The sequence below is a fragment of the Sphingomonas palmae genome, from assembly GCF_900109565.1.
GTDB lineage: Bacteria > Pseudomonadota > Alphaproteobacteria > Sphingomonadales > Sphingomonadaceae > Sphingomonas > Sphingomonas palmae.
In genome coordinates, this window is sequence record NZ_FNZZ01000005.1 from 81,281 (window position 1) to 107,333 (window position 26,053).

The window sequence follows — 26,053 nt, forward strand, 5'->3', positions numbered from 1 at the left end:
CTCAACCGCGCGGCGACTTCTTTCCCGCCAGCGCCGACAGCACACCGCGCAGCGTGCGCACCTCCTGACTGGTCCAGCCGGGCTTGGTCAGCAGCGTGCGTAGTGTGCGTTTGGTGGCGGGCACGCGCGCAGGCGGGAAGAAGAAGTTCGCCGCCTCCAGCATGTCGTCGAGTTGCGCGATCATGCCGTCGAGTTCCCCCTGCGGCGCGGGCGGATCAAGCTCGACCTCGGGCGGGCTCGCCAGTGCGACGTGCTTCGACCATTCGTAGGCGACGAGGATCACCGCCTGCGCGAGATTCAGGCTGCCGAACTCGGCATTGATCGGAACGGTCACGATCGTGCGCGCGACCGCGACATCGTCGGTCTCGAGCCCCGAGCGCTCGGGTCCGAACAGGATCGCCGAGCCACCCGGTTCGGCATGGATCTGGCGTGCGGCGACCTCGGGCGTGACCACCGGCTTGGTCACGCCGCGCTTTCGCACCGTGGTGGCGTAAATGTGCGCGCAGTCGGCGACCGCGTCGGCCACCGTGTCGAACACGCGCGCGCGTTCGAGCACCACATCGGCACCCGAGGCGGCGGGGCCGGCGGCGGGATTGGGCCAACCGTCGCGCGGAGCGACGAGCCGCAGGTCGGTCAGCCCGAAATTGAGCATCGCGCGCGCGGCCTTGCCGATATTCTCACCCAATTGCGGGCGCACGAGAACGATCGCGGGCGGCGGGATCGTCGCAGCGGTCTCGGTCATCCCCGCGCGGCCTCCTCGACACTGCCGGCGAATTCCTCGAAATCGCGCGCCTCGCTGAAGTCGCGGTAGACGCTGGCGAAGCGGATGTAGGCGACCGAGTCGAGCCCCTTAAGCCCTTCCATCACCATCTCGCCGATCTGCTTGGAGGTGACCTCGGTGTCGCCGGTGGTCTCCAGCTGGCGCTGGATGCCGCTGACCAGTTTCTCGATCGCGAGCGCGTCGATCGGGCGCTTACGCGCGGCGATCGAGACCGAACGAAGCAGCTTCTCGCGGTCGAACGGCTCGCGGCGGTGCTCGCTCTTTACGACGACCAGGTCGCGCAGCTGGATGCGCTCGAAGGTGGTGAAGCGCGCGGCACAGCCTTCGCACTGACGACGGCGCCGGATCGCGGCGCCGTCGTCGGTCGGGCGGCTGTCCTTTACCTGGCTGGCCTCATGGCCGCAGAACGGACAGCGCATTCAGTCCTTGCGCTTCGCATAAGCGACCGCGGCACCCGCTAGCGCGCCGAAGATCGGGCCGACGAAGGGGATCGGGATGGCGACGATCGCGCCCACTGCGCCATACTTCGCCATCTTCTTGCCCAGCCCCGGAGTCGTCTTCACTTCAGTCTGGATTTCATCGAGCTTCGACACGTCGCTTATCCTTCGTAGATCGGGAAGCGTGCGCACAGCTTGCGCACCCGACCACGAACGTCTGCCTCGACCTCGGGGTCCCCGTGCTCGCCCTTCTTGGCCAGACCGTCGAGCACGTCGGCGACCATGTTGCCGATCTCGCGGAACTCTGCCGGACCGAAGCCGCGCGTCGTGCCCGCGGGCGAACCGACGCGGATGCCGCTTGTCTTGACCGGCGGCAGCGGATCGTTGGGGATGCCGTTCTTGTTGCAGGTGATGCCCGCGCGCTCCAGCGCCTCGTCGGCGTCGCGGCCCGTTACGCCGAGCGGGGTCAGGTCGACGAGTGCCAGATGCGTATCGGTGCCACCCGAGACGAGGTCGGCGCCGCGCTCCTTCATCGTCGCGGCGAGCACCTTGGCATTCTCGACCACCGCGGCGGCGTACGCCTTGAAGTCGGGGCGTAGCGCCTCGCCGAACGCGACCGCCTTGGCGGCGACGACGTGCATCAGCGGACCGCCCTGGAGGCCGGGGAAGACCGCGGAGTTGATCTTCTTCGCCAGCGCCTCGTCGTCGGTCATCACCATGCCGCCGCGCGGACCACGCAACGTCTTGTGCGTGGTGGTGGTGACGACGTGCGCGTGGCCGAACGGCGTCGGGTGGACGCCACCCGCGACCAGCCCGGCGAAATGCGCCATGTCGACCATGAAGAACGCGCCGACCTTGTCCGCGATGGCGCGGAATCGCGCGAAGTCGATGTGGCGCGGATAGGCCGAGCCGCCGGTGATGAGGATGCGGGGCTTGTGCTCCATCGCCAGTGCCTCGACCTGATCATAGTCGATCAGGTGCGTGTCAGGCGTTACGCCGTATTGCACCGCGTTGAACCACTTGCCGCTCATCGCCGCGCGCGCGCCGTGCGTCAGGTGCCCGCCCGCATCGAGGCTCAACCCCATGATTGTGTCGCCAGGCTTGGCGAGCGCCAGCATCACGGCGCCGTTCGCCTGCGCGCCCGAGTGCGGCTGGACGTTGGCGTAACCGCAGCCGAACAGCTGCTTGGCACGCTCGATCGCGAGCATTTCGACCTCGTCCGATGGCGCGCAGCCCTGGTAATAGCGCTTGCCCGGATAGCCTTCGGCGTATTTGTTGGTGAAGACCGACCCCTGTGCCTCCAGTACCGCGCGGGATACGATGTTCTCGCTAGCGATCAGCTCGATCTGCGTCTGCTCGCGTGTCAGCTCGTGCTCGATCCCCGCAAACACCGCGGCGTCGGCGTCGGCGAGGCCGCGGGTGAAGAAGCCATCTGGCTGGACGTCGTTGGCGACGATGGGATTGCTGCTCATGCGGGGTCCTTCAGCTTGTCGACGCGCGCGCAGTGGCGGCCGCCGAGGAAATCGGTGGACAGGAACGCGGACACGCACGCGCGCGCCATCTCGGGCCCGACCAGCCGCGCGCCCATCGCAATCGCGTTAGCGTCATTGTGGCTACGCGCGAGGCTCGCCGACAGCGGCTCGGCGACGAGCGCGCAGCGGACAGCGGGATTGCGGTTGGCCGCGATCATGATGCCGATGCCCGATCCGCACAAAGCGATGCCGCGCTCGGCGCGCCCGTCCGCCAGCGCCTGCGCCAGCGCGTAACCGTAATCGGGATAGTCGACGCTGCCATCGCCGTTGGTGCCGAGGTCGAGCACGTCATGGCCCTGTTCCCCGAGCCACTGAACGAGATCGGCCTTCATCGCGACGGCCGCGTGATCGGATGCGATGACGATGCGCAAGGTGGTTCGAACGCCTTCGTGGTCGATGACCGGGATGCGACGCCCCTTAGCGAGGTCGGTGCGTGCGCGCTACCCGGAACGCTACGGCCGGAACACTCCGGCTAACGCGTGAGTTTGGAACGGCCATGAAACAAGTCTTGCCCCTTGCCGCCGCCGTCCTGTCGCTCGCCGCGTGCAACGGCGCGCCGCCGTCGACGACGACCAACAGCATGACGAGCGCGGGGTCGACCGAACCGGCCGCCGACAACATCGCTGCCCCGGAGACCGACGCGGTCGACGCAACGCCGACCGCGGCCCCGGCTGCCAGCCCGACGACTGCCGCCGTGAGCGTGGACGCGAAGAAGTGGGCGGGGCGCTGGATCGGCGTCGAGGGCACCTACCTGAACGTGACGCCGACGGGCGCGAATACCGCGTCGCTCGAGATGCAGTACGACCTCGACAACAAGGGGACCTATCCCGCGACGGTCACGCCCGAGGGGCTGCGTTTCACGCGCGGCGGCGAGCAGATGCTGCTGCGTCCGAGCGACGGCGATGCCACCGGGTTGAAGTGGCTCGCGGGCAAGAAGGACTGCCTGACCGTCAAGTCCGGCGAGGGTTACTGCCGCGCCTGAATCGCCTGATGAAGCGCGAGCGTCCGCCGCGCTCCATCGAGGTGCAGCCGCTCGACCATCTTACCGTCGATGCGGATCGCGCCGCGGTTGGCGTGATCCGGCTGTTCGAAGGCATGGACGATCTTTTCGGCCCAACCGATCTCTTCGGCTGCTGGGCTGAACACGCGGTTGGCGGGCGCGATCTGCGCGGGGTGGATCAGCGTCTTGCCGTCAAAGCCCCATTCCAGCCCCTGCGCGCACTCGGCCGCGATCCGCTCTTCGTCGTCGAGCACGTTGATGACACCGTCGAGCGCGATCAGCCCCGCCATCCGCGCGGCGAGCACGATCTGGGTCAGGATCGGGAGCAAGGGTGCGCGGTCGGAACCCGGGCGGCAGCGTAGTTCCTTGGCGAGATCGTTGGTGCCGACCACCAGCGCGGCCAGCCCGACCTCCCGCGCCGCATCGACGATATCCGGCAGGTTCACGACACCACGCGCGGTTTCCACCATCGCCCACAGTGCGGGACCATCGCCGAGTGCCTCGCGCGCCGCATGCAGCGTATCGATCGCCGACACCTTGGGCAGCAGCACCGCGTCGGCGCCGCCACCTCGCAGCGCAGCGAGGTCGTCCGCGCCCCATTCGGTGTCGAGCGCGTTGGCGCGCACCACTAATTCACGTTGGCCAAACCCGCCCGCGCGCACTGCCTCCATCGCCGCCACGCGTGCGGCGACCTTCTGCTCGGGCGCGACCGCATCCTCCAGGTCGAGGATGACGACGTCGCAGGACAGTTCGCGCGCCTTCTGAACCGCGCGCGGGTTCGAGGCTGGCATGTAGAGCGCACTGCGGCGCGGGCGGATCGGGCTGACGTGGTCGGGCATGGTCCGCCCTTACCCCAGCCGAAACGCGAACACGATGATGTCGGCGACGTAATGCTCAGCCACGCGCCAGCTTGACCAGCAGCGCGTCGAGCGCGTTCAGGAAGCGCGAGCGATCGGCCGCCGAGAAGGGCGCGGGTCCACCGATCTGATCGCCGCCCGCGCGCAGGTCCGCCATGATCGCCCGCGTCGCGATCGCGCCGCCGATCGACGCGGCGGTGAAGGGCTTACCGGTCGGCGCCAGCACGCTCGCGCCTTTCTTGATGCAGCGGTCGGCGAGCAGGATGTCGCTCGTCACGACAACGCTGCGCGTATCGGCGGCCTCGGCGATCCAGTCATCGGCGGCGTCGAAGCCGTCACTCACCACGACGCGTCGGATCTGCGTATGCTGCGGCACGCGCAGCCACTGGTTGCTGACGACCACCACGTGCGCGCCGGTGCGATAGGCGACGCGGTAGATTTCCTCCTTCACCGGGCAAGCGTCGGCGTCGACCAGGATCGTGAGCGAACGCGCGTTCACGCGAAGTCCGCCCGCGTTGCTTCCGCTGTCATCTGCACCACGCTATTGTGTCCCTCTCGGCCGCGGGTTGCGGCCACTGTCATATCGTTGTAAGTCACCGGACAAGACATGGACCCATACGACTCAGGCCGCGTCCGGTACAATCACGCGCCGGCCGACGCGCCGCGCGATCCCTGGCGCCCCGCCCCGCCCCCCGCCCAACCGCTGCCGTCGTTCGACGCATGGCAGAGCGAACCCGTACGCGAGTACGGCTCGGGTTCTGGCGGTGGCGACGAGCCGCCGCGCCGCCGCCGCATCCGCTGGGGCAAGTGGCTGGTCCGCGGCACCGCGGCGGGGATCGTGCTGTTCATCCTGGCGGTGATCTGGCTCGCGGTCACCGCGCCCTTGTCGCAGTCATTGAAGCCGCCGACGCCGCCGTCGATCACGCTGACCGACGCCAGCGGCGTGCCGATTGCGCGCCGCGGCGCGATCATCGGCGCGCCCGTCGACGCCTCCACGCTGCCGCCGCACGTGCGCGAGGCGTTCGTCGCGATCGAGGATCGGCGCTTCTTCTCGCACTGGGGGATCGACCCGCGCGGAATCGCGCGCGCGGCGTGGCACAACATGCGCGGCGGCGGGGTGCGCGAGGGCGGATCGACGATCACGCAGCAGCTGGCCAAGAATGCCTTTCTCGACTCAGACCGCACCGCCGCGCGTAAAATTCGAGAGGTCGCAATCGCTTTCTGGCTTGAGGCGTGGCTGTCGAAGAATGAAATCCTGTCGCGCTACCTGTCGAATGTCTATTTCGGCGACAACGTCTACGGCCTGACCGCGGCATCGCAGCATTATTTCGGTCGCAAGCCGCAGAATCTGAATGTTGGGCAGGCCGCGATGCTGGCGGGCCTGGTCAAGGCGCCGTCGCGGCTCGCCCCTACCGGCAATCTCGCGGGCGCGCGCAAGCGGCAGGCGGTGGTGATCGGCGCGATGGAGGATGCAGGGTTCCTGACGCACCGGGAGGCTGAAGCGGTGCAACCGCAGCGCGTGCTCGCCGCCGCGCCGCAGGCGGTGCCGACCGGCACGTACTTCGCCGACTGGGTGCTGCCGAGTGCGCGCGACCAGGCCGGCGAGATCCGCGACGAGACCAAGGTCAAGACGACGCTCGACCGCAAGCTGCAGGCGACCGCCGAGCGCGTCATCCGCCAAGCGGGGCTGAAGAAGGCGCAGGCAGCGCTCGTCGCGATGCGTCCGAACGGCGAGGTCGTCGCGATGGTCGGGGGCAAGAGCTACGCCGACTCGCCGTTCAACCGCGCGACGCAGGCGAAGCGGCAGCCGGGTTCGACCTTCAAGCTGTTCGTCTATCTCGCCGCGATCCGCGCCGGCATGACGCCGGCCTCCACGGTGGAGGACGAGCCGGTCGAGATCGCGGGGTGGAAGCCCAAGAACGACGATGGCCGCTACCTGGGCGAGATCACGCTGGCGCGCGCTTTTGCGCGATCGTCGAACGTCGCGGCGGCGCGGCTGACGCAGCAGGTCGGCGTGCGCAACGTCATCAAGGCGGCGCGTGACCTGGGCATCTCAACGCCGATCGCGAACGAGGCGACCATCGGGCTCGGCACCTCCGAGGTGTCGCTGCTCGAACTCACCGCCGCCTACGCCGCGATCGCCGACGGGCGCTATCCGGTCGAGGCGCACGGGCTGCGAGAGACCGCAGGCAACAAGGGCTGGCTCGAGTCACTGACCGGCGGACAGAAGACAATCCCCGACGAACAGCGCGCGGCGATGCTGTCGCTGCTCTCCTCCTCGATCCGCGGCACCGGACGGCAGGCGGCGCTGTCGGTGCCGGGTTACGGCAAGACGGGCACGTCGCAATCGGGACGCGACGCGTGGTTCATCGGTTTCGCGGGCGATCTGGTCGTCGGCGTGTGGGTCGGCAACGACGACAATTCGCCCAACCCGGGCCTGCACGGCGGCGGCATCCCGGCGCAGATCTGGCGCAATTTCATGCAGGCGGCGCTCAACATCCAGCCCGTGGTGAAGCCGGTCGTCGTCGAGGAGAATGCGGTCGACCCTGAGGCGATCATCGGCAACGGCGACCCGGTCGGCGACCTGATTGGCGGTGCGGTAGACCAGACCGCCGACCGGTTGCGTGACCTGGGCGTCGACATCCGCCAGTCGGACGACGGATCGCTGATCGTCGGCCCGCGCGACCGTGGCCCGCCGCCCGCGCCGCCACGCGAGGAGCGTCGCGCGCCCGACGGTGAGGATGGCGGCGAGGAATAGTAAGCGACAGGGCGCGGCGCAGCCTTTCGCCGCGCTCGTGCTCCCTGCGATGCCGCTCCCGTGTCGGTCGCTTCAACCCCGATCAGGACGCGCCCCGGCGGTCTAAACCCGCCGTTCCAACGACTTGCACGAACCCTGACGCCTAGCCGCACGTTGTCTGCCCGGCCGCGACTATAGCGGCGGTTGAAGGAACATCGATGTTCGCACAGCTCTCGCTTCCCATCCTGCTGTTGATCTTTGCCGCCAGCGCAGGCGTCATCTGGATTGCGGGGGTGAAGCTCGCCGACACGACCGACGTGCTCGCCGCGCGGCTTCACCTGGGGAAGGCGCTGGGCGGGATCGTCGTGCTCGCGATCGCGACCAACCTGCCCGAGATCGCGATCACCGTCAGCGCGGCGGCGAGCGGCAATATCGGCGTCGCCGTCGGCAACATCCTGGGCGGGATCGCGATCCAGACGGTGGTGCTCGTCTTCATGGACATGGCAATGAAGGAGCGGAAGCCGCTCACCTATCGTGCCGCGAGCCTCAGTCTGGTTATCGAAGCGGTGCTGGTCGTCGCAGTACTGATCGTCGCGATCATGGCGACGCAATTGCCGGGCGACCTGATCGCGTTCCGCGTAACGCCGGGCGCGCTCGCGATCGCGGGTCTCTGGCTGGTCGGCATCTGGCTGTCGGGCCGCGCGAGCCGCAGCCTGCCGTGGCATGACAGCGCCGGTGACGCCCCCGACACGCAGGAGGAGCCGAAGGGCCATTCGCAGGGGAAGAAGGACAAGGCAGCGGGGCACAGCGCGCGTGTGTTCTGGGTCTTCGGCGCCGCCGCGCTCGCCACGCTCATCGCGGGCGTGTTGCTGGAGCGCAGCGGCGACGCGATCGCCGACCATATCGGACTGTCGGGCGTCCTGTTCGGCGCGACGGTGCTCGCCGCCGCCACCTCGCTGCCCGAACTGTCGACCGGCATCACCTCGGTCCGCATGAAGGATTACCAGCTCGCGATCAGCGACATCTTCGGTGGTAACGCGTTCCTGCCCGTCCTCTTCCTGCTCGCGGTGGTGGTGTCGGGCGAGGCGGTGCTGCCGTCGGCGCAGGCGAGCGACATCTATCTCGCCGGGCTCGGCGTGCTGCTGACCTGCGTCTACGCCGCCGGGCTGATCTTCCGGCCCAAGCGGCTGTTCTGGCGCATGGGTGCCGATTCACTTGCGGTGCTCGTCCTCTACGCGGTCGGTGTGGCAGGACTGTTCGCAATCGCGACGCATGGTTGACGCGCCCGATTGACGCGGGCGACGGGCCGACCCAAGGCACTGAACATGCGCTTCTTCTCCGACAATGCCGCCCCGGTCCACCCTGCCGTCATGCGCGCGCTGGCAGAGGTCGACACGCTCGACACCGCCTACGACGGCGACCGCTGGTCGAAGCAGCTCGACGCGCGGCTGTCGGAGACGTTCGAGACCGAGGTCCGCGCCTTTTGGGTACCGAGCGGAACGGCGGCGAACTGCCTGGCACTCGCCGCGATCTGCCCGCCGCACGGATCGGTCGTGTGCCACCGCGACGCGCACATCCAGAACGACGAGTGCGGCGCGCCCGAATTCTACACCCACGGCGCCAAGCTGCTGCTGGCGCACGGCGACGGCGCCAAGGTGACGCCCGAGACGCTCGAGGCGGTGTTGAACGTCCAGCGCTACGACATCCACCAGCAGGTGCCGAGCGCGATTTCGATCACCAACCAGACCGAATATGGGCTCGCCTATTCGGCCGACGAGGTCGCCGCGATCGGCGCGGTGGCGCGCGCGCGTGGCTTGCACTTCCACGTGGACGGCGCGCGCTTCGCCAACGCGGTGGTGGCGACCGGCGCGAGCCCGGCCGATCTCACGTGGCGCGGCGGGGTCGACGTGCTGTCGTTCGGCTTCGTGAAAAACGGCGGGATGAACGCAGAGGCTTTGGTGTTCTTCCGGCCCGAACTCGCCGACGCGACGGTCTTCCGCCGCAAGCGCGCCGGGCTGCTCCTGTCGAAAGGGCGCTATCTCGCCGCGCAGGTCCTGGCGATGCTTGACCAAGACCTGTGGCTCGATTGCGCGCGCGCGAGCAATGCGGGTGCGCAACTGATCGCGGCGGCAGCGGGCGAGCGGCTGATCTACCCGGCTGACGGCAATGAGGTATTCCTACGCGTCACCGCCCACGAGGCGGCGTCGTTGCGCGCCAAGGGATTTGACTTCTACGATTGGGGCGCAGGCGAGGCGAGGCTGGTCGTGTCGTGGGACCAGCGCGCCGACGACATTCGCCTGCTTGCCGAGGCGATCGCGGCGCTCTGACACTGTAGGAGGACGATCGCTCGCCCTCCTCTACCCGACCTTCGCGATCAGCGGCGGCAGTAAGCCGGATTGTTCGACCGCTCGACCGCATTGCCCGCCAGCGCGCCGCCGCCAGCGCCCAGCACGGTGCCGAGCGTGCGGTCGCCGCGACGGTCGATCACGCGGCCGAGCAGGCCACCCGCGATCGCGCCGACGATCGTGCCCGTGGTGCCGTTCTGGCAGCGGCGGTCGGTGTAGCGATAATTGCGCGCATTGCGGTAGGTATTGGCGCGATCGGTCTCGTAATAGGCCGGACCCTGGTTCCAGCCGTCGCGATCGGCACGCGCATAGGCGCGGTCGTGGTCGCGGTAGCGATCGTCGTTGTACGCCCGGCTGTAGCCACGATCGTCGTAGCCGCGGTAGTAACCCTGTGCCTGCGCCGCGATCGGCGCAAACGAGGTGATACCCATCGCCAGCGTCCCGGCGGCGATCGAAAGCGTCTTCAGCATCTGCCTGCTCCACTGATCCGGCGCGGCAAGGGTGCGGCGTCGATCATGCAGCATTGCGCGCCGTGCGTTGAGCCGTGGCTGAATGCGCCCGTTATCCGCGGTTCAGCATTCCCGATTGAACATGATCGCGCGGTCGGTGAGTTGCGCGCGTCCACAGGCTCCGCCACGATAATCATCAAAGCAGGGGGAAAGTGATGCGTTGGCTTGTCATGGGCGTGACCGCCTGCATTGTGATGACGGGGTGCAGCAAAGCACCGGATAACGACGGTCCGGGCGAAGCAGCGACGCGGGCGAAGGGAGTCGCGTTCGCCTATCGCTACGACTTCCGTCTTCCCTCCGCGCGGATCGCCGACGCGCAGGAAGCGCAGGCGCAAGCGTGCGAGCAGCTGGCACCGGCGCGCTGCCGAATCACCGGCATGACATATCGCCTTGATGGAGCGGGGAGCGTCGCCGCCTCCCTCGACGTAGCGGTGTCCGCGCCCGACGCACGCGCCTTTGGCCGACGCAGCGTGAAGGCGATCGAAGCATTCGGAGGTGCGCTGACGGGTGCAGAGATTACCGGCACCGATCCGGCGGATGCGCTTCGATCCGATCCAGGCGCCATGATTACGGCAATGGGTGAGAACCTGACGAGCGACGCGGCTGCGCCGACCGCCGCACAGCCCGATCGTGCCGCCAAAGCTGCGGCGGCGGCCGAACGTGAGCGGGTGGCGACAACACCGATCCGCTTCGATTATGCAGCCGGCAGCGGCGTCGGTCTGACCGCGCGGCTCGCCGAGGCGGCGCAGGCGGGTTATGCGTCACTCACCTGGACACTTGCGTCGCTTCTGACGCTGCTTGCCTGGGCCGGACCGCCGCTCGCGGTCGTGCTGCTGCTCGGTTGGCTTTGGCACCGCTTCGGCCGGGGATGGTGGAAGCGCGCCTTTCCGCCGCGGATCGTCTGAGCGCCATCGTGCGGGTAGCGGCGCGCGGATGATCTGATAAGCGCGTTAGCCATGTCCGCCGCCCCGCCCCCGCAGTCGACGCGCGCCAGCGTGCTGATCCCGTTCACGATCGTGCTGCTGATCTGGGGATCGACCTGGATCGTGATCCGCGATCAGCTGGCGGGTGTGATGGTGCCGCCGAGCTGGTCGGTCGCGTATCGCTTCGCAGTGGCAGGCGTTGCGCTCGCGGTCGTGGCGATCTCCAAGGGCGAGCGGCTGTCGTTCGATCGCAGCGGCTGGCTGTTCGCGGGGGTGTTGGGGCTGGCGCAGTTCGTGTGCAACTTCAACTTCGTCTATCGCGCCGAGCAGCACATTACCTCGGGCCTCGTCTCGGTCGTGTTCGCGCTGTTGCTGGTGCCGAATGCGGTGTTCGCGCGCATCTTTCTGGGGCAGCGGATGGGACGGCAACTGCTGGCGGGGTCCGCGGTCGCGATGGCGGGGGTCGCGCTGCTGTTCATTCAGGAAGCGCGCAGCAACCCGAACGGCGCGGGCGAGGCGTTGATCGGCATCGCGCTGACGGGGTGCGCGATCTTGTCGGCCTCGGTCGCGAACGTCATGCAGGCGACCAGGACCGCGGCGCGCTACCCGATGATCCCGATGCTGGCGGTGGCGATGCTGCTGGGTGCCGCGATGGACGCCGCCTTCGCGCTGGCGACCGTTGGCGCGCCGGTGTTCGATCCCCGGCCGAGCTATATCGCGGGCGTGCTGTACCTCGGGCTTGCTGCCTCCGCACTCGCGTTCACGCTCTATTTCCGCATCATCCGCACGATCGGTCCGGCGAAAGCGGCGTACAACAGCGTGATCGTGCCGGTCATCGCGATGCTGCTGTCGACGGTGTTCGAGGGTTACCGCTGGTCGATATTGGCGGCGGCAGGCGGTGTGCTCGCGGGGGTCGGGCTGGTCATCGCGCTGACCGCGCGCAGGCCGAACCGGTAGGTCGGGTAGTGCGGGCGCCAGCCGAGCACGCGCTTCGCCTTGCCATTCGCGACGCGCCGGTTCTCGGCGTAGAAGCCGCGCGCCATCGGCGACAGCGCGTTGAGCGAGGCGAACGGCGGCGGTGCCACGCCGAGCAGCGCGGCGGCATATTCGACCACCGCATCCTGACTGGCGGGTTCGTCGTCGGACAGATTGTACGCACCCGGCGGCGCGTTGAAGGCGGCCACGACGCCCGCCGCGATGTCGTCGACGTGGACGCGGCTGAACACCTGATCGGTGATGCCGGTGCGGTGCGCCTCGCCCGCCGCCACGCGGTCGAGCGCGGAGCGGCCGGGGCCGTAGATGCCGGGCAGGCGGAACACGTGCGCGCCGCGCGCGAGCCAGGCGGCGTCGGCGGCGTTGCGTAGCGGGCGGCGCCCGCGGTCGGCCGGCGCGGTCTCGTCGACCCATCCGCCGCCCGCGTCGCCGTAGACGCCGGTCGAAGAGAGATAGCCGACCCATTTGCCCGATAGCGCGTCCGCGTAATCGCGCAGCACCGGATCGCCCTGCGCGTCGGGCGGGATCGACACCAGCACGCGCTCGCTCGCCGCGAGCGCGGATCGCACAGCGGCTGCGTCGTCGTAGCGGATCGTCTCGCACCGGCCGTCGCGCGTGGTGCCGACCGCGACGCCGCCCGCCGCTGCGACGATCGCGCGCGCGGCATAGCCCAGGCCGAAGACGAACATCAGTTCGCCATCGGGCCCTTGAACGCGGTGCCGAAATAGTCGCCCTTGTTCCACACCGGTTTCGCGGGCGCGTCGGCGATGTCGCGCGCGATCGCGTAGTTGATGTCGACGAAGCGCACCGCCTGATCCCACAGGATGCCGGCGTCGATCTCATCGCCCGGCTGGTGGTAGCGGTTCTTCATGAAGTCCTCGAACGCGGCGCGCGCGCCCTCGGCCTTCAACCCTGGCCACAAGAATACCGACGGCACGCCTGCCTCGACGAAGCGGAAATGGTCCGATCGCGTGAAGATCGTCTGCTCGGGGATCGGATCGGCCGAGGTGACCACACCCGCGCCCTTCGCCGCGCGCGCGATCACGGGGCCGAGCGTCGAGCGGTCGCCGCCGAACGCGACCACGTCGCTGAACCGGTAAGTGAGCACCGGCATGTCGAGGTTCACGTCGGCGACGATATTCTCCAGCCCCTTGGGCCGATGCCGGACAAAATAGTCGCTGCCGACCAACCCCTTTTCCTCCGCGGTCACCGCCAGGAACACGATCGTGCGCTTGCCGGCACCCGCGCGCTGGAAGCGGCGCGCTTCCTCGATCAGGCTGGCGATCCCGATCGCGTCGTCGAGCGCACCGTTGTTGATCGCGTCGCCCTTCGCGTTCGGCTTCTTGCTGACCCCGATATGGTCGAGGTGCGCGGAGAGCACGACGACCTCGTTCGATCGCGCCGGATCGGTGCCGGGCAGCACGCCGACGACGTTGGATGAGGCGACCGGCGTGAACTGCGTCGCGCTCTGGATCCGCAGCGTGATCTTGAGCGCGGCGGGCGGGAACGCCTGCTTGCCGTTCACGAGGCCACGCGCCTGATCCCAGGTCGTGCCCGCGCCCGCGAACAGCTTCGTCGCGCCGGCATCGGTGAAGCTCGCCAGCAGCGGCACACCGGGGGCGAAGGCAGTACCCTCTGGGGTCGCCCAGCCGTATTGCACGCCGCCCGCGCGCACCGGACGTGCCCTTTTTGCGCCGCCCGTCAGCAGCACCGCGCCGATCGCGCCGTGCGCGGCCGCCGCCTGCAGCTTGGTGCGGATGCTGGCGAAATAGGCATGCTCCTCGCTCTGCATGTCGGCGGGTGCGCCGCCGACCAGCGCAACGATCGCGCCGCGCGCATCGACCGTCGCGTAATCGTCGTGGCCGCGCGTGGGGGCGGAGACGCCTTGCCCGACGAATACGACCCGCGCCGACACGTCGGTCCGCGCCGCCTGCGGATTAGCCGTCGCGGTAAAGTCCTCGCCCGGCGTGAGCGTGGCGCCGTTGATCGCTGCGGCGGCGTTACCCACGACCTGGTATTTAACCAGCGGCACGCGTTGCAGATACGCGCCGTCCGCCCCCGGCTTGAGCCCGGCGGCGGCAAATTGCTGCGCGACATAAGCAGCGGCCGTGTCAAACCCCGCGCTTCCCGCCTCGCGCCCGGCGAGCGTATCGGAGGCGAGATAGGCGACGTGCGCGCGGATGGCGGCCTCCTCCGCGGCGCGCGGTGCGGGCGCATTTTCGGGTGCGGGGGCGGCCCCCAGCAGCAGGACCAGTGACGCAACCGCCGGCAAACGCTTCACGATTTTCGCTCTCCTTGTTCTCGCAATCGGGCCTAGCAGCCCGCCACGAGCGCGCAACCCCGCTGCCCGGAGGTCAAGGAGATCGCGGCATCGATGGCTTGGCTATGGAACCTTGGCGTCCGCCGATGATAGGAACCGTCATGCTCGACGCCACGCACGCCGCCTTGACCCCTGCCCCGTCCGCCCCGGCGGTGATCCGGCGCGAGGATTACACCGCCCCCGCCTGGACGGTGCCGACGACCACGCTCGACTTCGCGCTCGATCCCGCGGTGACCCGCGTGCGCGCGCGGCTGTCGGTCGAGCGATCGGGCGCGCACGACCTGCCGCTCCGGCTCGACGGTGCGGGGCAGCGGATCGTATCGGTCGCGGTCGACGGCGTGTCGGTTAACGAATGGCGCATCGAGGGCGAGCAGCTCGTCCTTCCCCTCCCCGGCGACGCGCACGTAATCGAGACCGAGGTCGAGATCGCGCCCGAGCGCAACACGCAGCTGATGGGATTGTACGCGAGCGGCGGCAATCTGTGCACGCAGTGCGAGGCCGAAGGCTTCCGGCGGATCACCTACTTCCCCGACCGCCCCGACGTGCTGTCGACCTATTCGGTGCGAATGACCGCCGATAAGGCGCGCTTTCCGGTGCTGCTCGCCAACGGCGATCCGGTGGCGCAGGGCGACAATGACGACGGCACCCACTGGGCCGAGTGGCACGATCCCTTTCCCAAGCCATCCTACCTGTTCGCGCTGGTCGCGGGCGATCTGGCGGTCAATCGCGGTACGTTCACCACGCGCTCGGGCCGCACGGTCGAGCTCGGCATCTGGGTGCGCGAGGCGGACCTCCCGAAGACCGATCACGCGCTTCACGCCCTCAAACTGTCGATGGCGTGGGACGAGCGCGTCTACGGTCGCGAATACGATCTCGACGTGTTCAACATCGTCGCGGTCGACGATTTCAATTTCGGCGCGATGGAGAACAAGGGGCTGAACATCTTCAATAGCCGCTACATCCTCGCCGACCCGGACACCGCGACCGATTACGATTACGACGCGATCGCCGCGGTCGTCGCGCACGAGTATTTCCATAACTGGTCGGGCAACCGCATCACCTGCCGCGACTGGTTCCAGCTGAGCCTCAAGGAAGGTTTCACCGTCTACCGTGACCAGGGCTTCTCCGCCGACCAGGGTTCGGCGGCGGTGAAGCGGATCGAAGACGTGCGCGGCCTGCGCGCCGGGCAGTTTCCCGAGGACGCGAGCCCGCTGGCACATCCGGTCCGCCCGGAAAGTTACCTTGAAATCTCGAACTTCTACACTGCCACGATCTACAACAAGGGTGCGGAGCTGATCCGCATGATGGCGACGATCCTGGGGCCGGAACGCTTCCGCGCGGCAACCGACCTCTACTTCGAGCGCTTCGACGGCACGGCGGCGACGTGCGAGGATTACGTCGCCTGCATGGAGGAAGCGGGCGGGGTCGACCTGTCGCAGTTCCGCCTGTGGTACTCGCAGGCGGGCACCCCGCGCGTGTCGGTGTCGCTCGAGCACGAGCCCGGATCGGGTCGCGCGACGCTCAACCTCGCGCAGAAGGTACCCGACACGCCGGGGCAGTCGAACAAGCAGCCGCAGGTATTGCCGCTCAAGATCCGCCTGTTCGGCGCGGAGACGGGCGAAGCGCTCACCGACGAGCAGCTCGTCATCCTGTCGGACGCGAGCGCGAGCGTGACGTTCGAAACAATTCCCGAGCGACCGATCGTCTCGCTCAATCGCGGCTTCTCCGCGCCGATCGTGATCGAGAGCGACCGCACCGCCGCCGACCTCGCTTTCCTCGCCCGCCACGACGACGATCCGTTCGCGCGCTACGAGGCGATGCAGCAGCTGATGCTCGACACGCTGGTCGCGGCGACGATCGAGGGCAAGGCCGATCACGAAGCGGTGATCGCCGCAGTCGCCGACACGCTCGACAACCCCGAGCTCGATCCCGCGTTCGTGGCGGAAGCGGTGCTGCTGCCATCGGAGAGCTTCGTCGGCGACCAAATGTCGACGGTCGACCCCAATGCGATTCACGACGCGCGCGAGGCGCTGCGCCGCGATCTCGGGCGCGAATTGGAGGCGCGCTGGCGTACTGCGTACGAGGCGGGCAGCGGCCGCGCCTACGCCCATACGCCCGAGGACAAGGGCCGGCGGCGGCTGCGCAACGTCGCACTCGGCTATATCGCGGCCTCCGGTGCGGCCGACGCGGCGAAGCTCGCCTACGCGCAGTTCGCGGACGCGGACAACATGACCGACCGCCAGGGCGCGCTCACCACGCTCGTCGGCACGCATTCGGAGGAGCGCGACGCCGCGCTCGACATCTTCTACCAGCGGTACCAGGGCAATTCGCTGGTGCTGGACAAGTGGTTCCAGACGCAGGCGCTGTCCTCCGCCGACGACACGCCCCAGCTGGTCGCCGAACTGGCGCGCCATCCCGACTTCTCGCTCGCCAATCCCAACCGCGCGCGCTCGCTGATCGGGGCGTTCGGCGTCAACCAGCGCGCCTTCCATGCAGAGGGCGGGGCGGGTTATCGCTGGCTCGCCGACCAGTTGATCGCACTCGACGCGCTCAATCCGCAGACGGCGGCGAAGCTGCTGCCGCCGCTCGGCCGCTGGCGCCGCTTCGATCCGACCCGTGCCGCACTGATGCGCGCCGAGCTGGAGCGCATCGTCGCGCATCCGGGCCTGTCGAAGGACCTGTTCGAGCAGGCATCGAAGAGCCTCGAGGGGTGATGCCGGCGCGCCGGTCCACGTCAGCAAGGCTGTCTTGACCCGCGCGGGCGTTAGGAGAACCTTCCGCACTGGCGACGATTACCGACTAGGGAAGCGCGCCAGGAGAAGGATGATGGAACACTGGGACCACCGGGTGTGTCGCGCCTGGAGCGAGCTGGAGTTCGGCGCGACCTTGCTGCTTTCCGCCTGCACGCTGGGCATCGGCGCGGCGCTGGCATTCGGCCTGGGGCTGGCGTGAAGCCGGTGAACAGTTAAGTTCGTGACCCATCGGCGGCGCGCCGATCACGTCGCTCCGGGCTGACCCGAGAATAGGCCAACTTCACCCCGAATTGCGCAGCGCGGTCGCGATCGCGTTGATCGAGAGCAGAATACCCTCACGCACGCGCGCATCGTCTTCGCCGGCACGATTGCGCTTGATCAGCTCGATCTGGAGCAGGTTGAGCGGCTCGATGTAGGGCAGGCGCAACCGGATCGAGGCGTCCAGCGCCGGGTGCTTCTCCAGCAGCCGAGACTGGCTCGTCACCTCAAGCAACTGGTCGCGGGTCAGGTGCCAGTCGTCGCGGATGCGGCCGAACACGCGGTCGCGCAACGCATTGTCCTCGACCAGACCGGCGTAGCGCTGGGCAAGCGCCATGTCGGACTTAGCCAGCACCATCTCCATGTTGGCCAGCGTCGCGCCGAACAGTGGCCACGCCTCCGCCATTTCTTTCAGAAGCGCACGATCCTCGAACTGGCCGAGCGCCTGCCCAACGCCGTACCAGCCCGGCAGCATGACGCGCGCCTGCGCCCAGCTGAACACCCAGGGGATCGCGCGCAGGTCCTCGATCGCGTCGGACTTCTTGCGGCTCGCCGGGCGGCTGCCGATCTTGAGCCCTGCAATTTCCGCAATCGGCGTCATCTGACGGAAGAAGGTGCGGAAACCGTCGGTCTCATACACCAGCCCGCGATAAGCGCGAAACGCCGCGTCGGAGATGCGGTCCATCGCGGCGCCGAACGTCTCGTTCTCGCTGTTCGACAGCGGCGCGGGCTCCAAGCTGGTCAGCAGAGTGGCCGACGCCATCGCCTCGAGATTGGTCATCGCGCTCTCGCGCGTGCCGTACTTGCCCGCAATCACCTCGCCCTGCTCGGTGATGCGGATGCGGCCCTGCACGGTGCCCGGCGGCTGGGCGCGGATCGCGGCGAACGACGATCCGCCGCCGCGTCCGACCGCACCACCGCGGCCGTGGAACAGCTGCATGCCGACGCCCGCCGCCTCAAACACGGGCTTGAGCGCAGTCGACGCCTTCGACAATTGCCACGTCGAGGTGAGATACCCGCCGTCCTTGTTGCTATCGGAATAGCCGATCATGACCTCCTGATGCCCGCGCGCGCCGGCGATGGCGGCGACCTCGGGGATCGCGAACCAGTCGGTCATCACTGCCGGCGCGGCCTCCAGGTCGCCGATCGTCTCGAACAGCGGCACTGCCATTACGTCGGCGCTGGCCGGATCGCCCGGACGGTAGAGCCCGACCTCCTTGAGCAGTAGGTGAACCTCGAGCAGGTCGCTGACCGACGTGCACATCGACACGATATACTGGCGGATGCACGCCGATCCGTAGGCGCGGTGCGCGTCCGCTGCGGCCTGCACGATCGCGAGCTCGCCCGCGGTCTCCTCCGAATAATCGGCGAAGCGCGAGGTGAGCGGGCGCGGGCTGGCGAGTTCGCGCCGGAGCAGCGCGACGCGCTCATCCTCACCCAAGCCTGCGTAATCGTCGCACACGCCAGCGACGCGCATCATCTCGACCACGACGCGCTCGTGCACCGCGCTGTTCTGCCGCAGGTCGAGGGTCGCCAGGTGGAAGCCGAACACGTCGACCGCGCGGATCAGCCGCCCGATCGCGCCGCCGCTGCCGAGCAGTCCGTCACCGCCGTGCGCCAGCGGTCGCGCGATCGCGACCAGATCGGCGCGCAGCGCAGCCGGATCGCCATAAGGTTCGCCCTTGAGCGCGCCCGGCCTGGGCGCAGGCTTGCCGACCAGCTTGGCAAAGGTTGCTGCGGTGCGCGCGTAGATGCCCGACAGTGCGCGGCGGTACGGCTCGTCGCTGCGGCTCTCGGCCACGTCGCCGCTCGCCTCGGCCAGTCGCGCAACCTCGCCGTCGACCGCGGCGTGATTGGTCGAGATCGACAGCTCCTGCCCCATCGCGTGGAGCTGCTCGAGGTAGAAGCCGAGCACCGCCTCCGACGCGCGCGCGAGCGCGGTGCGAAGCGAGTCGGCGGTGACGAACGGATTGCCGTCGCGGTCGCCGCCGATCCAGCTGCCCGGACGCAGGAACGACGGCACGCGCTGCCCGAGCGCGCGGTCCCAGCGCTGATAGAGCGCGGGGATGACCGGCAGGAACACGTCGCGCAGGTAACTGAGCGCGGTTTCGACTTCGTCGACCACGTATAGCCGTTCGCGCCTGAGCACGCGCGTCTGCCACAGCAATGCGACCTGCCGCACGATCGCCTCGTCAACCAGATCGCCCTCGGGTGTCACCTCGGCGCCACGGTCGCGCATCGCCATCAGTTGCGCGATCCGGTTGCGGTGGTCGATCATGCTTTTGCGCCGCACTTCGGTCGGGTGCGCGGTCAGCACGGGTGCGACGAGCGCGTGGTCGAGCAGCGCGATCACCGCGTCGCGGTCGATCCCCTCGCCCGTCAGCCGTTCCAGCGCGGCCGCCATGTCGGCACCCTTCTCGGCGGCGAAACCCTGCCGATCCTCGGCAAGATTGGCGAGCATCGAGAACAGCATGAACCCGCGCACAAAGTCGAGCGTCTCGTCGAGGTCGAGCGCGCCGAGTTCAGCGTCGGGCGACGCGTCGCCGCCGCGATGCCGCTCGACCGAGGCGGAGCGGATCGCCTCGGTCCGCTCGTACAATTTCTCACCCCCGTAGGCGCGGATAACGTCGCCCAGCACGCGGCCGAGGTAGCGTACGTCGGGGTTGTTGGTGATCGGAGGCAGGGTCATGCCGCCATGCTGCGTCGCACCACCGACGCGGTCAACCGGTGTTCGACCTAGCAGGCGCGAACCCCGGCTTTAGCGCGCCGCGGCCGTGCTATTGTTCGCGGGCTCGTCATCGGGCGTGGGCAGGTCGGCGTCGTGCAGCTCGCGCGCGCGCTCGCGCTCGTCGCTGGTGACGGTGCCGTCGTGGTTCAGGTCCTGCCGGTCGAACCAGGCGAGCATCCCGCGGCTCCACTCATCCGTGCTGATGACACCATCCTTGTTCGTGTCGAACTGCATCGCGAAGTCGCGGCGACGCGGCGAAATTTCGCTCGGTTCCAGCTTGTCGTCATTGTTGGCGTCGAGCCGGCGGAAGCGTCGCTCGATCACGCCGCCGAAGTCGAGCCGCGACATGACGAAGGGCGGCGTGTAGTTCGCGAGTTCGGCGTTCTGCATCGCCTTCTCGTCCGCCGACTTGCCCGAACAGGCCACCAGCGCGAGCGCGCACCCGCCAACCAGCAACAACCGCATCACGTCCCCTTTTGATCGACCTCGAAAGCCCGGCCAGAAAGCATCAGGCCTCGAGCTCAACGTCCCAGTACAGCCAATCGCGCCACGTCGCGTGCAGATAATTGGGGGGAAAGCGCCGGCCATGCTCCTGCAACTGCCAGCTGGTCGGGCGGATCGGCTCCAGGAACAGCGGCATGTGCGCCTGCTTGGGCGTGCGCCCGCCCTTCTTCAGGTTGCAGGGCGAGCAGGCGGTGACGACATTCTCCCACGTCGTGCGACCGCCTTGCGCGCGCGGGATCACGTGATCGAACGTCAGGTCACGTCCGTGACCGCAATATTGACACTTGAACTTGTCGCGCAGGAACAGGTTGAAACGCGTGAAGGCGGGGAATTGCGATGGCCGGACGAACTGCTTCAATGCGATGACCGAGGGCAGCTTAATCGTGTGGTTGGGGCTGTGCACCTCGCGCTCGTAGTGCGCGACGATGTCGACGCGGTCGAGGAACACCGCCTTGATCGCGGTCTGCCACGGCCAGATGCTCAAGGGGTAATAGGACAGCGGCGTATAATCGGCGTTCAGCACCAGCGTCGGGCAGGAGTCCGGATGGCGCATCAGATCGGGATGGAACACGTCAGATCCCCCTAGTCATCGCTCGTGCCCGCCTTGGCGAGCGGGGATGACGGCATGATGACAGAGGCGCTTTCACGCGGTCAACCCCGGCGGTTTCACGCCCGTTCGACGCTGCCGGGTTGGCGCGACACGGCTTGCTCTGGCACATGGTTCCTCATCAACCCGCAGCATCCGGTGAATATCCATGTCGACCCACTCTACCCGCCTCCGCGCTCTGCGCGACGAACTCGCCCATCAAAGCCTCACCGGTTTCGTCGTGCCGCTGACCGACGAATATATGAGCGAATATGTCGGCGCATACGCGCAGCGGCTCGGCTGGCTGACGGGGTTCGGTGGGTCGGCGGGCACCGCGGCCGTGCTGCCGGACAAAGCGGCGATCTTCACCGACGGGCGCTACACGATCCAGGTGCGCGAGCAGGTATCGGGCGACGACTGGCAATATGTCGCAGTGCCGGAGAACAATGTCGCCGATTGGTTTGCCGCAAACGTCGGCGAAGGTGCGCGCGTCGGCTACGATCCGTGGCTCCACACCCGCGCCTGGGTCGAGCAGACCCGCGCGGCGCTGTCCGCCAAGAGCGCGACGCTCGTCGCGGTTGAATCCAATCCGATCGATGCGGTGTGGGACGATCGCCCGGCGCCTTCGCTCGCGCCGCTGAGCGTCCACACCGATGACCATGCTGGAGAGAGCTCGGCCGCGAAGCGCGCGCGCGTTGCCGACTGGCTCGGAGAGGTCGGTGCCGACGCGGTGGTGATCCCCGCGCTCGATTCGACCGCCTGGCTGCTCAATGTGAGGGGCGAGGACGTGTCGCGTACGCCCGTCGCGCTCGCCTACACGATTGTCGGCGCGGACGGCACCGCGGATCTGTTCGTCGCGCCTGAGAAGATGACCGACGCGGTTCACCAGCATCTGGGTAATGCCGTGCGCGTCCACGATCGTACCGATTTCGCGCCCGCGCTCGGGCGTTTCGCCGGCAAGCGCGTCGCGATCGATCCCGCACTCGCAGTGTCGGCGATCTTCGACGCGGTCGAGGCGGGCGGCGGCACTGCGGTGCCGCTCCGCGATCCGACGATCATCCCGAAAGCGACCAAGAACGCGGCCGAAATCGCCGGCCACCGTGCCGCTAGCCTGCGCGACGGCGCCGCGCTGACGCGCTTTCTGCGCTGGATCGCAGCCGAGGCACCGGGGGGTGAGCAGACCGAATTGTCCGCCGCCGCACGGTTGCAGCAGTTCCGCGAGGAAGGCGGCCAGCTGCGCGATCTGTCGTTCGACGCCATCTCGGCGACCGGCCCGCACGGGGCAATTCCGCATTATCACGTGACGGAGGAGTCGAACCTCCGCATTGAGCCGGGGCAGCTCTACCTGATTGATTCAGGTGGCCAGTATGTCGACGGCACCACCGACGTGACCCGCGTTGTTCCCGTGGGCGCGCCGACCGCGGAGATGCGCGATCGCTACACCCGGGTGTTGAAAGGTCATATCGCGCTCGCCACCGCGACCTTCCCGCCGGGCACCAGCGGCCAGCAGCTCGACGCGCTCGCGCGCCTGCCGCTCTGGGCGGCGGGGCTGGATTTCGCACACGGCACCGGGCACGGCGTCGGCAGTTTCCTGGCGGTGCACGAGGGTCCGGCGCGGATCGCCAAGCCCAGCTATCCCGGCGGCGGTCCGCAGGAGCCGCTACGCGCCGGCATGATCCTCTCGAACGAACCCGGTTATTACAAGGCGGGCGAGTACGGCATTCGCATCGAGAATCTGCTGCTGGTGGTCGAGCGCGACCTGCCCGGTGGCGAGGCGACGATGCTCGCGTTCGAGACGCTGACGCTGGCGCCGATCGAGCGCGACCTGATCGATGCGGCGCTATTGTCGATCGAGGAACGTGCCTGGCTCGACGCCTATCACGCGCGAGTGGCTGACACGCTTGGGCCCATTCTACCGGCGGAGGATCGGGCGTGGCTGGTGGAGAAATGCGCCCCGATCGCCGCGTAAGCTGTCCGCGCTGCCGCTATTCGGGCGTGTGGCGCGGCTCGGTTGGGATGGCAGACGCGTCCGCCTCCTCACGTCCGGCGCGCGCCTGCGCCTTGCGGCGACGCAGGTTGGCGCGCAGCTGTTCCGCCAGTCGGGCGGCGCGATCGTCGGGTTTCGTCATGAAGCAGGCCGGGTCATGCAATCGCGCTAAAGCGCCGATCACGCCTTGACAATCGCGCGCCGAACCGCTCTTAGGCGCCCTCCCGTCGCCGACTTGGCGCGAGTGCTGCCGTAGCTCAGTGGTAGAGCGCATCCTTGGTAAGGCTGAGGTCGTGAGTTCAATCCTCACCGGCAGCACCATTTTTCAATGACTTAGCTGCCCCTGATGGGGCTGCGTTGAGCCCGGACAGCACCGGGGCATCACGTCTCATCCACCAAGGTGCGACCCGCCGCACGGCCAGCGGAGCGGTAAGCGGGACGAATGGCGCTCATCATCCGTGTAGCCGCCCAGGAGAGAGGACGATGGTGAAGCGAGTCGAGATCGAACTGCTCGGAGAGGATTGGCCAGGAACGCTGGATGAGCGTGGGTCCAGCGTGCTCAACGAGGCCGTCGAGAAAGATGCGGACGAGCTACGCATCTTCGTTTGGTCGGAAGAGCCCTCCCTGTCCCGCGCCGGCATCTTCCTGAACGAGGCGGTAGGCAACCGCACCGTGAAGCTCACCGGTCAGTACAGCTTCCGCTACGATCCGCCCAGGTCAGCCAGCACGGGTGCTGGACAGGTTCCGCGAGGCGATCTTCATCTATACAGCGGGGACGTGGAGATCGCGGCCTGGGATACGACGGGTAAAGCCCGCCATGGGTTCCCTTCAGGGCACAAGCTGCCGAAGAAGGCTTACGATGCGATCGTCTCGAAGTACCCCGACCTGCATGGCCTGAAGGGGCGCCTGTTGGAAGACTGTGCCCGCGCGATCGCATCGGGTCGGCAATCCGTGTCGGTCAATATCAACGAAGCCGGTTGAGGCGTCCGCGGACCGCAACCGTCCTTCAGGGCATCGGCCAGTCGCCGGGTGACTGTACGAACCACCCGGCGCTGTGATCAGCCCGGGATCGTCACGTCTTCGAGCAGCGCGCGCCGGTCGGCCGCAAAGCCGCCGCGTTCCGACTTGAGGATGGGCATCCATTCCGCCGCCACCGCTTCGCGCAGCGCCGACACCTCGCCTGCGAGCACCGTCAGCGCCTTGAACTTCTCGCCCTCGTCCAGCACCCGCCGGATGCCGTCCGGCGTCATCAGCCTGCCCGCCTCGGCGGGGTTCGTGACCAGCCACTCCAACCACTGGTCGGTGCCGAGCAGCACGGAGAGCTCGCGACCCGCGTGGTACCGGATCAGCCGCGCATCGCAGTTCCACATCAGCCCCGCCATGTCGTAGCTGGACAGCCCGATGGTGCGGCTGCTGTCCGCCTTGAGGTTCTTCAGCAGGCGGATCGACATCTTCAAGCCTCCGAGCGCGGGGAGATCCCCGACGTTCAGCCTGTCGATGTGGAGGAACGGCAGGTTCATGGTGGTGGTCGGAACGGATCTGTCGAGGATGCACACGCCCCGGTCGCGCTCCAGCAGGGACGCCTGATACGTCACGTTGTCCGACCAGTGTGCCGGGACGACGTCCACGTCGCGGGTGAGGGATCCCTCGCTCATGCGGATCGACTTCGGCTTGGTGGTGTCGATCGTCGCCGCCCAGTATCGCCGCTTCAGGATGTCCTCGCACTCACAGCGCAGGTCGTCGATCTCCTGAACGATGGATCCGTTCCACGGGAGATACAGGCCGGCCCGGGCGCGCACGCCCCCCGGATCGTAGGTGTGCACGCCACCGAGGACGAGCAGATCCACGTCGCTTGCGCCGCGTATGTGCGTGTTGGCGGGAACGGAGCCCTGCTGGCGGAACTCCGCGTAGCGATCCGCGGCGGTCAGGCTCGAGCGAAGAGCGGCGATCACCCGCTCCGCCTCCTCGTTGCTCTTGGCGGTATAGTCGGGATCCACCTCCTGCATGGCACCGAGCGTGTACCTGGTGGCCTCCGAACTGGCGCGCTTCTGATAGCGCTCCACCACGGGGAGCGCCTGGGCAAGCGCGATGCCGGCGCGATCCGCGCCGAGGCGGCGGTTACGCAGGCGCGAGAGGCTCGATGCGTAGTCGATGCTCATGTCACTTCCTCCTGGCGAGAGTCATGCGGCCGAAGGTCGTGCGGCCCTTGCTGTTGAAGTATTCGCCGTCGGCCAAGGTCAGGCCCTCGTCGAAGGTGAGTTCGGCGTAGCCGACGTGAGGCGTGATCGCCTCACCGATCCGGGGCTCGTTCCGGTAGCTGTACATCAGCACGCAGCCGGCGCCCGGCTGCCGGAGAAGGGACGCGGCCTTGCTGGACGAGCAGGACTGTTCCGTTTTCAGCTGGACCCAGATCTTCTCCCAGGTCTGCACGACGCGAAGCTCGCCCCTCCAGTCGGACGGTGCACCCTCGACGGGGTTCATCGTCCTGCCGGTCACCTCCCACACGCCGTTCAGGTCAGGGATGCGGAGCAGCGCCTTCACCAAGGGCCAGCGCCAGACGAGCTTGTCGAATGCGAGGTGCACCAGGGTGAAGACGACGCCGGCGGCCACCGGCGCCACCACCCACTGGGGCGTGCCCACCTTGGCATGCAGCTGGTCGAACCAGCCGGTGATGATCGGCGCCACCATGGTGACGATCGCGGCGATGGCGCCGGCGGCGGTGCCAAGCCAACGGCCGATCACGGCGCGGGGATGGTCGATGACCGAGTATTCGTGGTCGATTGCCATTGCGGCTCTCCCATGG

Annotated in this window: 26 protein-coding genes and 1 tRNA gene; 11 read left to right on the forward strand and 16 right to left on the reverse strand. The window is 68.1% G+C overall.

What is annotated here, in order from left to right:
- Position 1 precedes the first annotated feature (1 nt).
- The 5 genes from BMW51_RS12735 to rpiB are packed head-to-tail and all read right to left on the reverse strand — an operon-like array spanning position 2 to position 3,121.
- Positions 2 to 742: an RNA methyltransferase gene (locus BMW51_RS12735; protein ID WP_093007027.1), complete on the reverse strand. Its 741-nt coding sequence runs from the start codon at positions 740 to 742 to the stop codon at positions 2 to 4.
- Entirely contained in the window at positions 739 to 1,200 is a 462-nt protein-coding gene (gene nrdR / locus BMW51_RS12740) for a transcriptional regulator NrdR (protein ID WP_093007029.1), read from the reverse strand. Before nrdR ends, BMW51_RS12735 begins: the two co-directional genes overlap by 4 nt.
- Positions 1,201 to 1,374 carry a hypothetical protein gene (locus BMW51_RS16130; protein WP_177171667.1) on the reverse strand — a complete coding sequence of 58 codons (174 nt, stop codon included), beginning with the start codon at positions 1,372 to 1,374 and terminating at the stop codon, positions 1,201 to 1,203.
- A 5-nt stretch (positions 1,375 to 1,379) separates the two neighbouring features.
- Entirely contained in the window at positions 1,380 to 2,690 is a 1,311-nt protein-coding gene (gene glyA, locus BMW51_RS12745) for a serine hydroxymethyltransferase (protein WP_093007031.1), read from the reverse strand.
- On the reverse strand, positions 2,687 to 3,121 hold the full coding sequence (gene rpiB, locus BMW51_RS12750; protein WP_093007033.1) for a ribose 5-phosphate isomerase B: 435 nt from the start codon (positions 3,119 to 3,121) through the stop codon (positions 2,687 to 2,689). The genes glyA and rpiB overlap by 4 nt, the downstream gene beginning before the upstream one ends.
- Before the next feature lie 125 nt (positions 3,122 to 3,246).
- Here rpiB and BMW51_RS12755 point away from each other — a divergent pair, with 125 nt between their 5' ends.
- A complete protein-coding gene (locus BMW51_RS12755) occupies positions 3,247 to 3,732 on the forward strand; it encodes a hypothetical protein (RefSeq protein ID WP_093007035.1) in 486 nt (161 codons plus the stop codon).
- Here BMW51_RS12755 and BMW51_RS12760 read toward each other — a convergent pair.
- Together BMW51_RS12760 and BMW51_RS12765 are read right to left on the reverse strand one after the other, a co-directional pair.
- Entirely contained in the window at positions 3,717 to 4,589 is an 873-nt protein-coding gene (locus tag BMW51_RS12760; RefSeq protein WP_093007037.1) for an HpcH/HpaI aldolase/citrate lyase family protein, read from the reverse strand. The two genes, BMW51_RS12755 and BMW51_RS12760, sit on opposite strands and share 16 nt — an antisense overlap.
- Positions 4,590 to 4,644: 55 nt before the next feature.
- On the reverse strand, positions 4,645 to 5,106 hold the full coding sequence (locus tag BMW51_RS12765) for a YaiI/YqxD family protein (RefSeq protein ID WP_093007039.1): 462 nt from the start codon (positions 5,104 to 5,106) through the stop codon (positions 4,645 to 4,647).
- A gap of 108 nt (positions 5,107 to 5,214) precedes the next feature.
- Here BMW51_RS12765 and BMW51_RS12770 point away from each other — a divergent pair, with 108 nt between their 5' ends.
- From BMW51_RS12770 to BMW51_RS12780, 3 genes are all read left to right on the forward strand, one after another.
- Positions 5,215 to 7,365, forward strand: a complete 2,151-nt coding sequence (locus BMW51_RS12770; protein WP_093007041.1) for a transglycosylase domain-containing protein — start codon at positions 5,215 to 5,217, stop codon at positions 7,363 to 7,365.
- Between the two features lie 197 nt (positions 7,366 to 7,562).
- Positions 7,563 to 8,624, forward strand: coding sequence for a sodium:calcium antiporter (locus BMW51_RS12775; protein ID WP_093007043.1), 1,062 nt, complete (start codon positions 7,563 to 7,565; stop codon positions 8,622 to 8,624).
- Positions 8,625 to 8,669: 45 nt separating this feature from the next.
- Positions 8,670 to 9,671: a threonine aldolase family protein gene (locus BMW51_RS12780; RefSeq protein WP_093007285.1), complete on the forward strand. Its 1,002-nt coding sequence runs from the start codon at positions 8,670 to 8,672 to the stop codon at positions 9,669 to 9,671.
- Between the two features lie 47 nt (positions 9,672 to 9,718).
- On the opposite strand, the gene BMW51_RS12785 is transcribed toward BMW51_RS12780, so the two are convergent.
- Positions 9,719 to 10,159: a glycine zipper 2TM domain-containing protein gene (locus BMW51_RS12785; RefSeq protein WP_093007045.1), complete on the reverse strand. Its 441-nt coding sequence runs from the start codon at positions 10,157 to 10,159 to the stop codon at positions 9,719 to 9,721.
- Between the two features lie 194 nt (positions 10,160 to 10,353).
- Here BMW51_RS12785 and BMW51_RS12790 point away from each other — a divergent pair, with 194 nt between their 5' ends.
- Both BMW51_RS12790 and BMW51_RS12795 read left to right on the forward strand, forming a co-directional pair.
- Positions 10,354 to 11,103 carry a hypothetical protein gene (locus BMW51_RS12790; protein ID WP_143051860.1) on the forward strand — a complete coding sequence of 250 codons (750 nt, stop codon included), beginning with the start codon at positions 10,354 to 10,356 and terminating at the stop codon, positions 11,101 to 11,103.
- A gap of 51 nt (positions 11,104 to 11,154) precedes the next feature.
- A complete protein-coding gene (locus BMW51_RS12795; protein ID WP_093007049.1) occupies positions 11,155 to 12,078 on the forward strand; it encodes a DMT family transporter in 924 nt (307 codons plus the stop codon).
- Here BMW51_RS12795 and BMW51_RS12800 read toward each other — a convergent pair.
- Entirely contained in the window at positions 11,988 to 12,803 is an 816-nt protein-coding gene (locus tag BMW51_RS12800) for a Rossmann-fold NAD(P)-binding domain-containing protein (protein WP_093007051.1), read from the reverse strand. The genes BMW51_RS12795 and BMW51_RS12800 overlap by 91 nt on opposite strands.
- A complete protein-coding gene (locus BMW51_RS12805) occupies positions 12,803 to 14,395 on the reverse strand; it encodes a M28 family peptidase (protein WP_093007053.1) in 1,593 nt (530 codons plus the stop codon). Before BMW51_RS12805 ends, BMW51_RS12800 begins: the two co-directional genes overlap by 1 nt.
- 140 nt (positions 14,396 to 14,535) lie before the next feature.
- On the opposite strand from BMW51_RS12805, the gene pepN reads away from it, so the two are divergent.
- Positions 14,536 to 17,148 (forward strand): aminopeptidase N, encoded by a 2,613-nt coding sequence (gene pepN / locus BMW51_RS12810; protein ID WP_093007287.1) that lies wholly within the window; start codon positions 14,536 to 14,538, stop codon positions 17,146 to 17,148.
- A 112-nt stretch (positions 17,149 to 17,260) separates the two neighbouring features.
- A complete protein-coding gene (locus BMW51_RS16375) occupies positions 17,261 to 17,386 on the forward strand; it encodes a hypothetical protein (RefSeq protein ID WP_281243250.1) in 126 nt (41 codons plus the stop codon).
- An 81-nt stretch (positions 17,387 to 17,467) separates the two neighbouring features.
- Here BMW51_RS16375 and ppc read toward each other — a convergent pair whose 3' ends face one another.
- The 3 genes from ppc to BMW51_RS12825 form a co-directional block, all read right to left on the reverse strand.
- Entirely contained in the window at positions 17,468 to 20,134 is a 2,667-nt protein-coding gene (ppc, locus tag BMW51_RS12815; RefSeq protein ID WP_093007055.1) for a phosphoenolpyruvate carboxylase, read from the reverse strand.
- Between the two features lie 69 nt (positions 20,135 to 20,203).
- Entirely contained in the window at positions 20,204 to 20,638 is a 435-nt protein-coding gene (locus tag BMW51_RS15900; protein ID WP_218139390.1) for a hypothetical protein, read from the reverse strand.
- A 43-nt stretch (positions 20,639 to 20,681) separates the two neighbouring features.
- Entirely contained in the window at positions 20,682 to 21,248 is a 567-nt protein-coding gene (locus BMW51_RS12825) for an HNH endonuclease (RefSeq protein WP_093007058.1), read from the reverse strand.
- A 184-nt stretch (positions 21,249 to 21,432) separates the two neighbouring features.
- On the opposite strand from BMW51_RS12825, the gene BMW51_RS12830 reads away from it, so the two are divergent.
- Entirely contained in the window at positions 21,433 to 23,232 is a 1,800-nt protein-coding gene (locus BMW51_RS12830; protein ID WP_093007060.1) for an aminopeptidase P family protein, read from the forward strand.
- A gap of 16 nt (positions 23,233 to 23,248) precedes the next feature.
- On the opposite strand, the gene BMW51_RS16135 is transcribed toward BMW51_RS12830, so the two are convergent.
- Positions 23,249 to 23,392 carry a hypothetical protein gene (locus BMW51_RS16135; protein WP_177171668.1) on the reverse strand — a complete coding sequence of 48 codons (144 nt, stop codon included), beginning with the start codon at positions 23,390 to 23,392 and terminating at the stop codon, positions 23,249 to 23,251.
- 104 nt (positions 23,393 to 23,496) lie between these two features.
- On the opposite strand from BMW51_RS16135, the gene BMW51_RS12835 reads away from it, so the two are divergent.
- A tRNA-Thr gene (locus BMW51_RS12835) sits at positions 23,497 to 23,571 on the forward strand.
- Between the two features lie 162 nt (positions 23,572 to 23,733).
- Positions 23,734 to 24,231, forward strand: a complete 498-nt coding sequence (locus tag BMW51_RS12840) for a hypothetical protein (RefSeq protein ID WP_093007062.1) — start codon at positions 23,734 to 23,736, stop codon at positions 24,229 to 24,231.
- Positions 24,232 to 24,308: 77 nt separating this feature from the next.
- On the opposite strand, the gene BMW51_RS12845 is transcribed toward BMW51_RS12840, so the two are convergent.
- A complete protein-coding gene (locus tag BMW51_RS12845) occupies positions 24,309 to 25,409 on the reverse strand; it encodes a nucleotidyltransferase family protein (RefSeq protein ID WP_093007064.1) in 1,101 nt (366 codons plus the stop codon).
- A 1-nt stretch (position 25,410) separates the two neighbouring features.
- A complete protein-coding gene (locus BMW51_RS12850) occupies positions 25,411 to 26,037 on the reverse strand; it encodes a Cap15 family cyclic dinucleotide receptor domain-containing protein (RefSeq protein WP_093007066.1) in 627 nt (208 codons plus the stop codon).
- Positions 26,038 to 26,053: the final 16 nt, after the last annotated feature.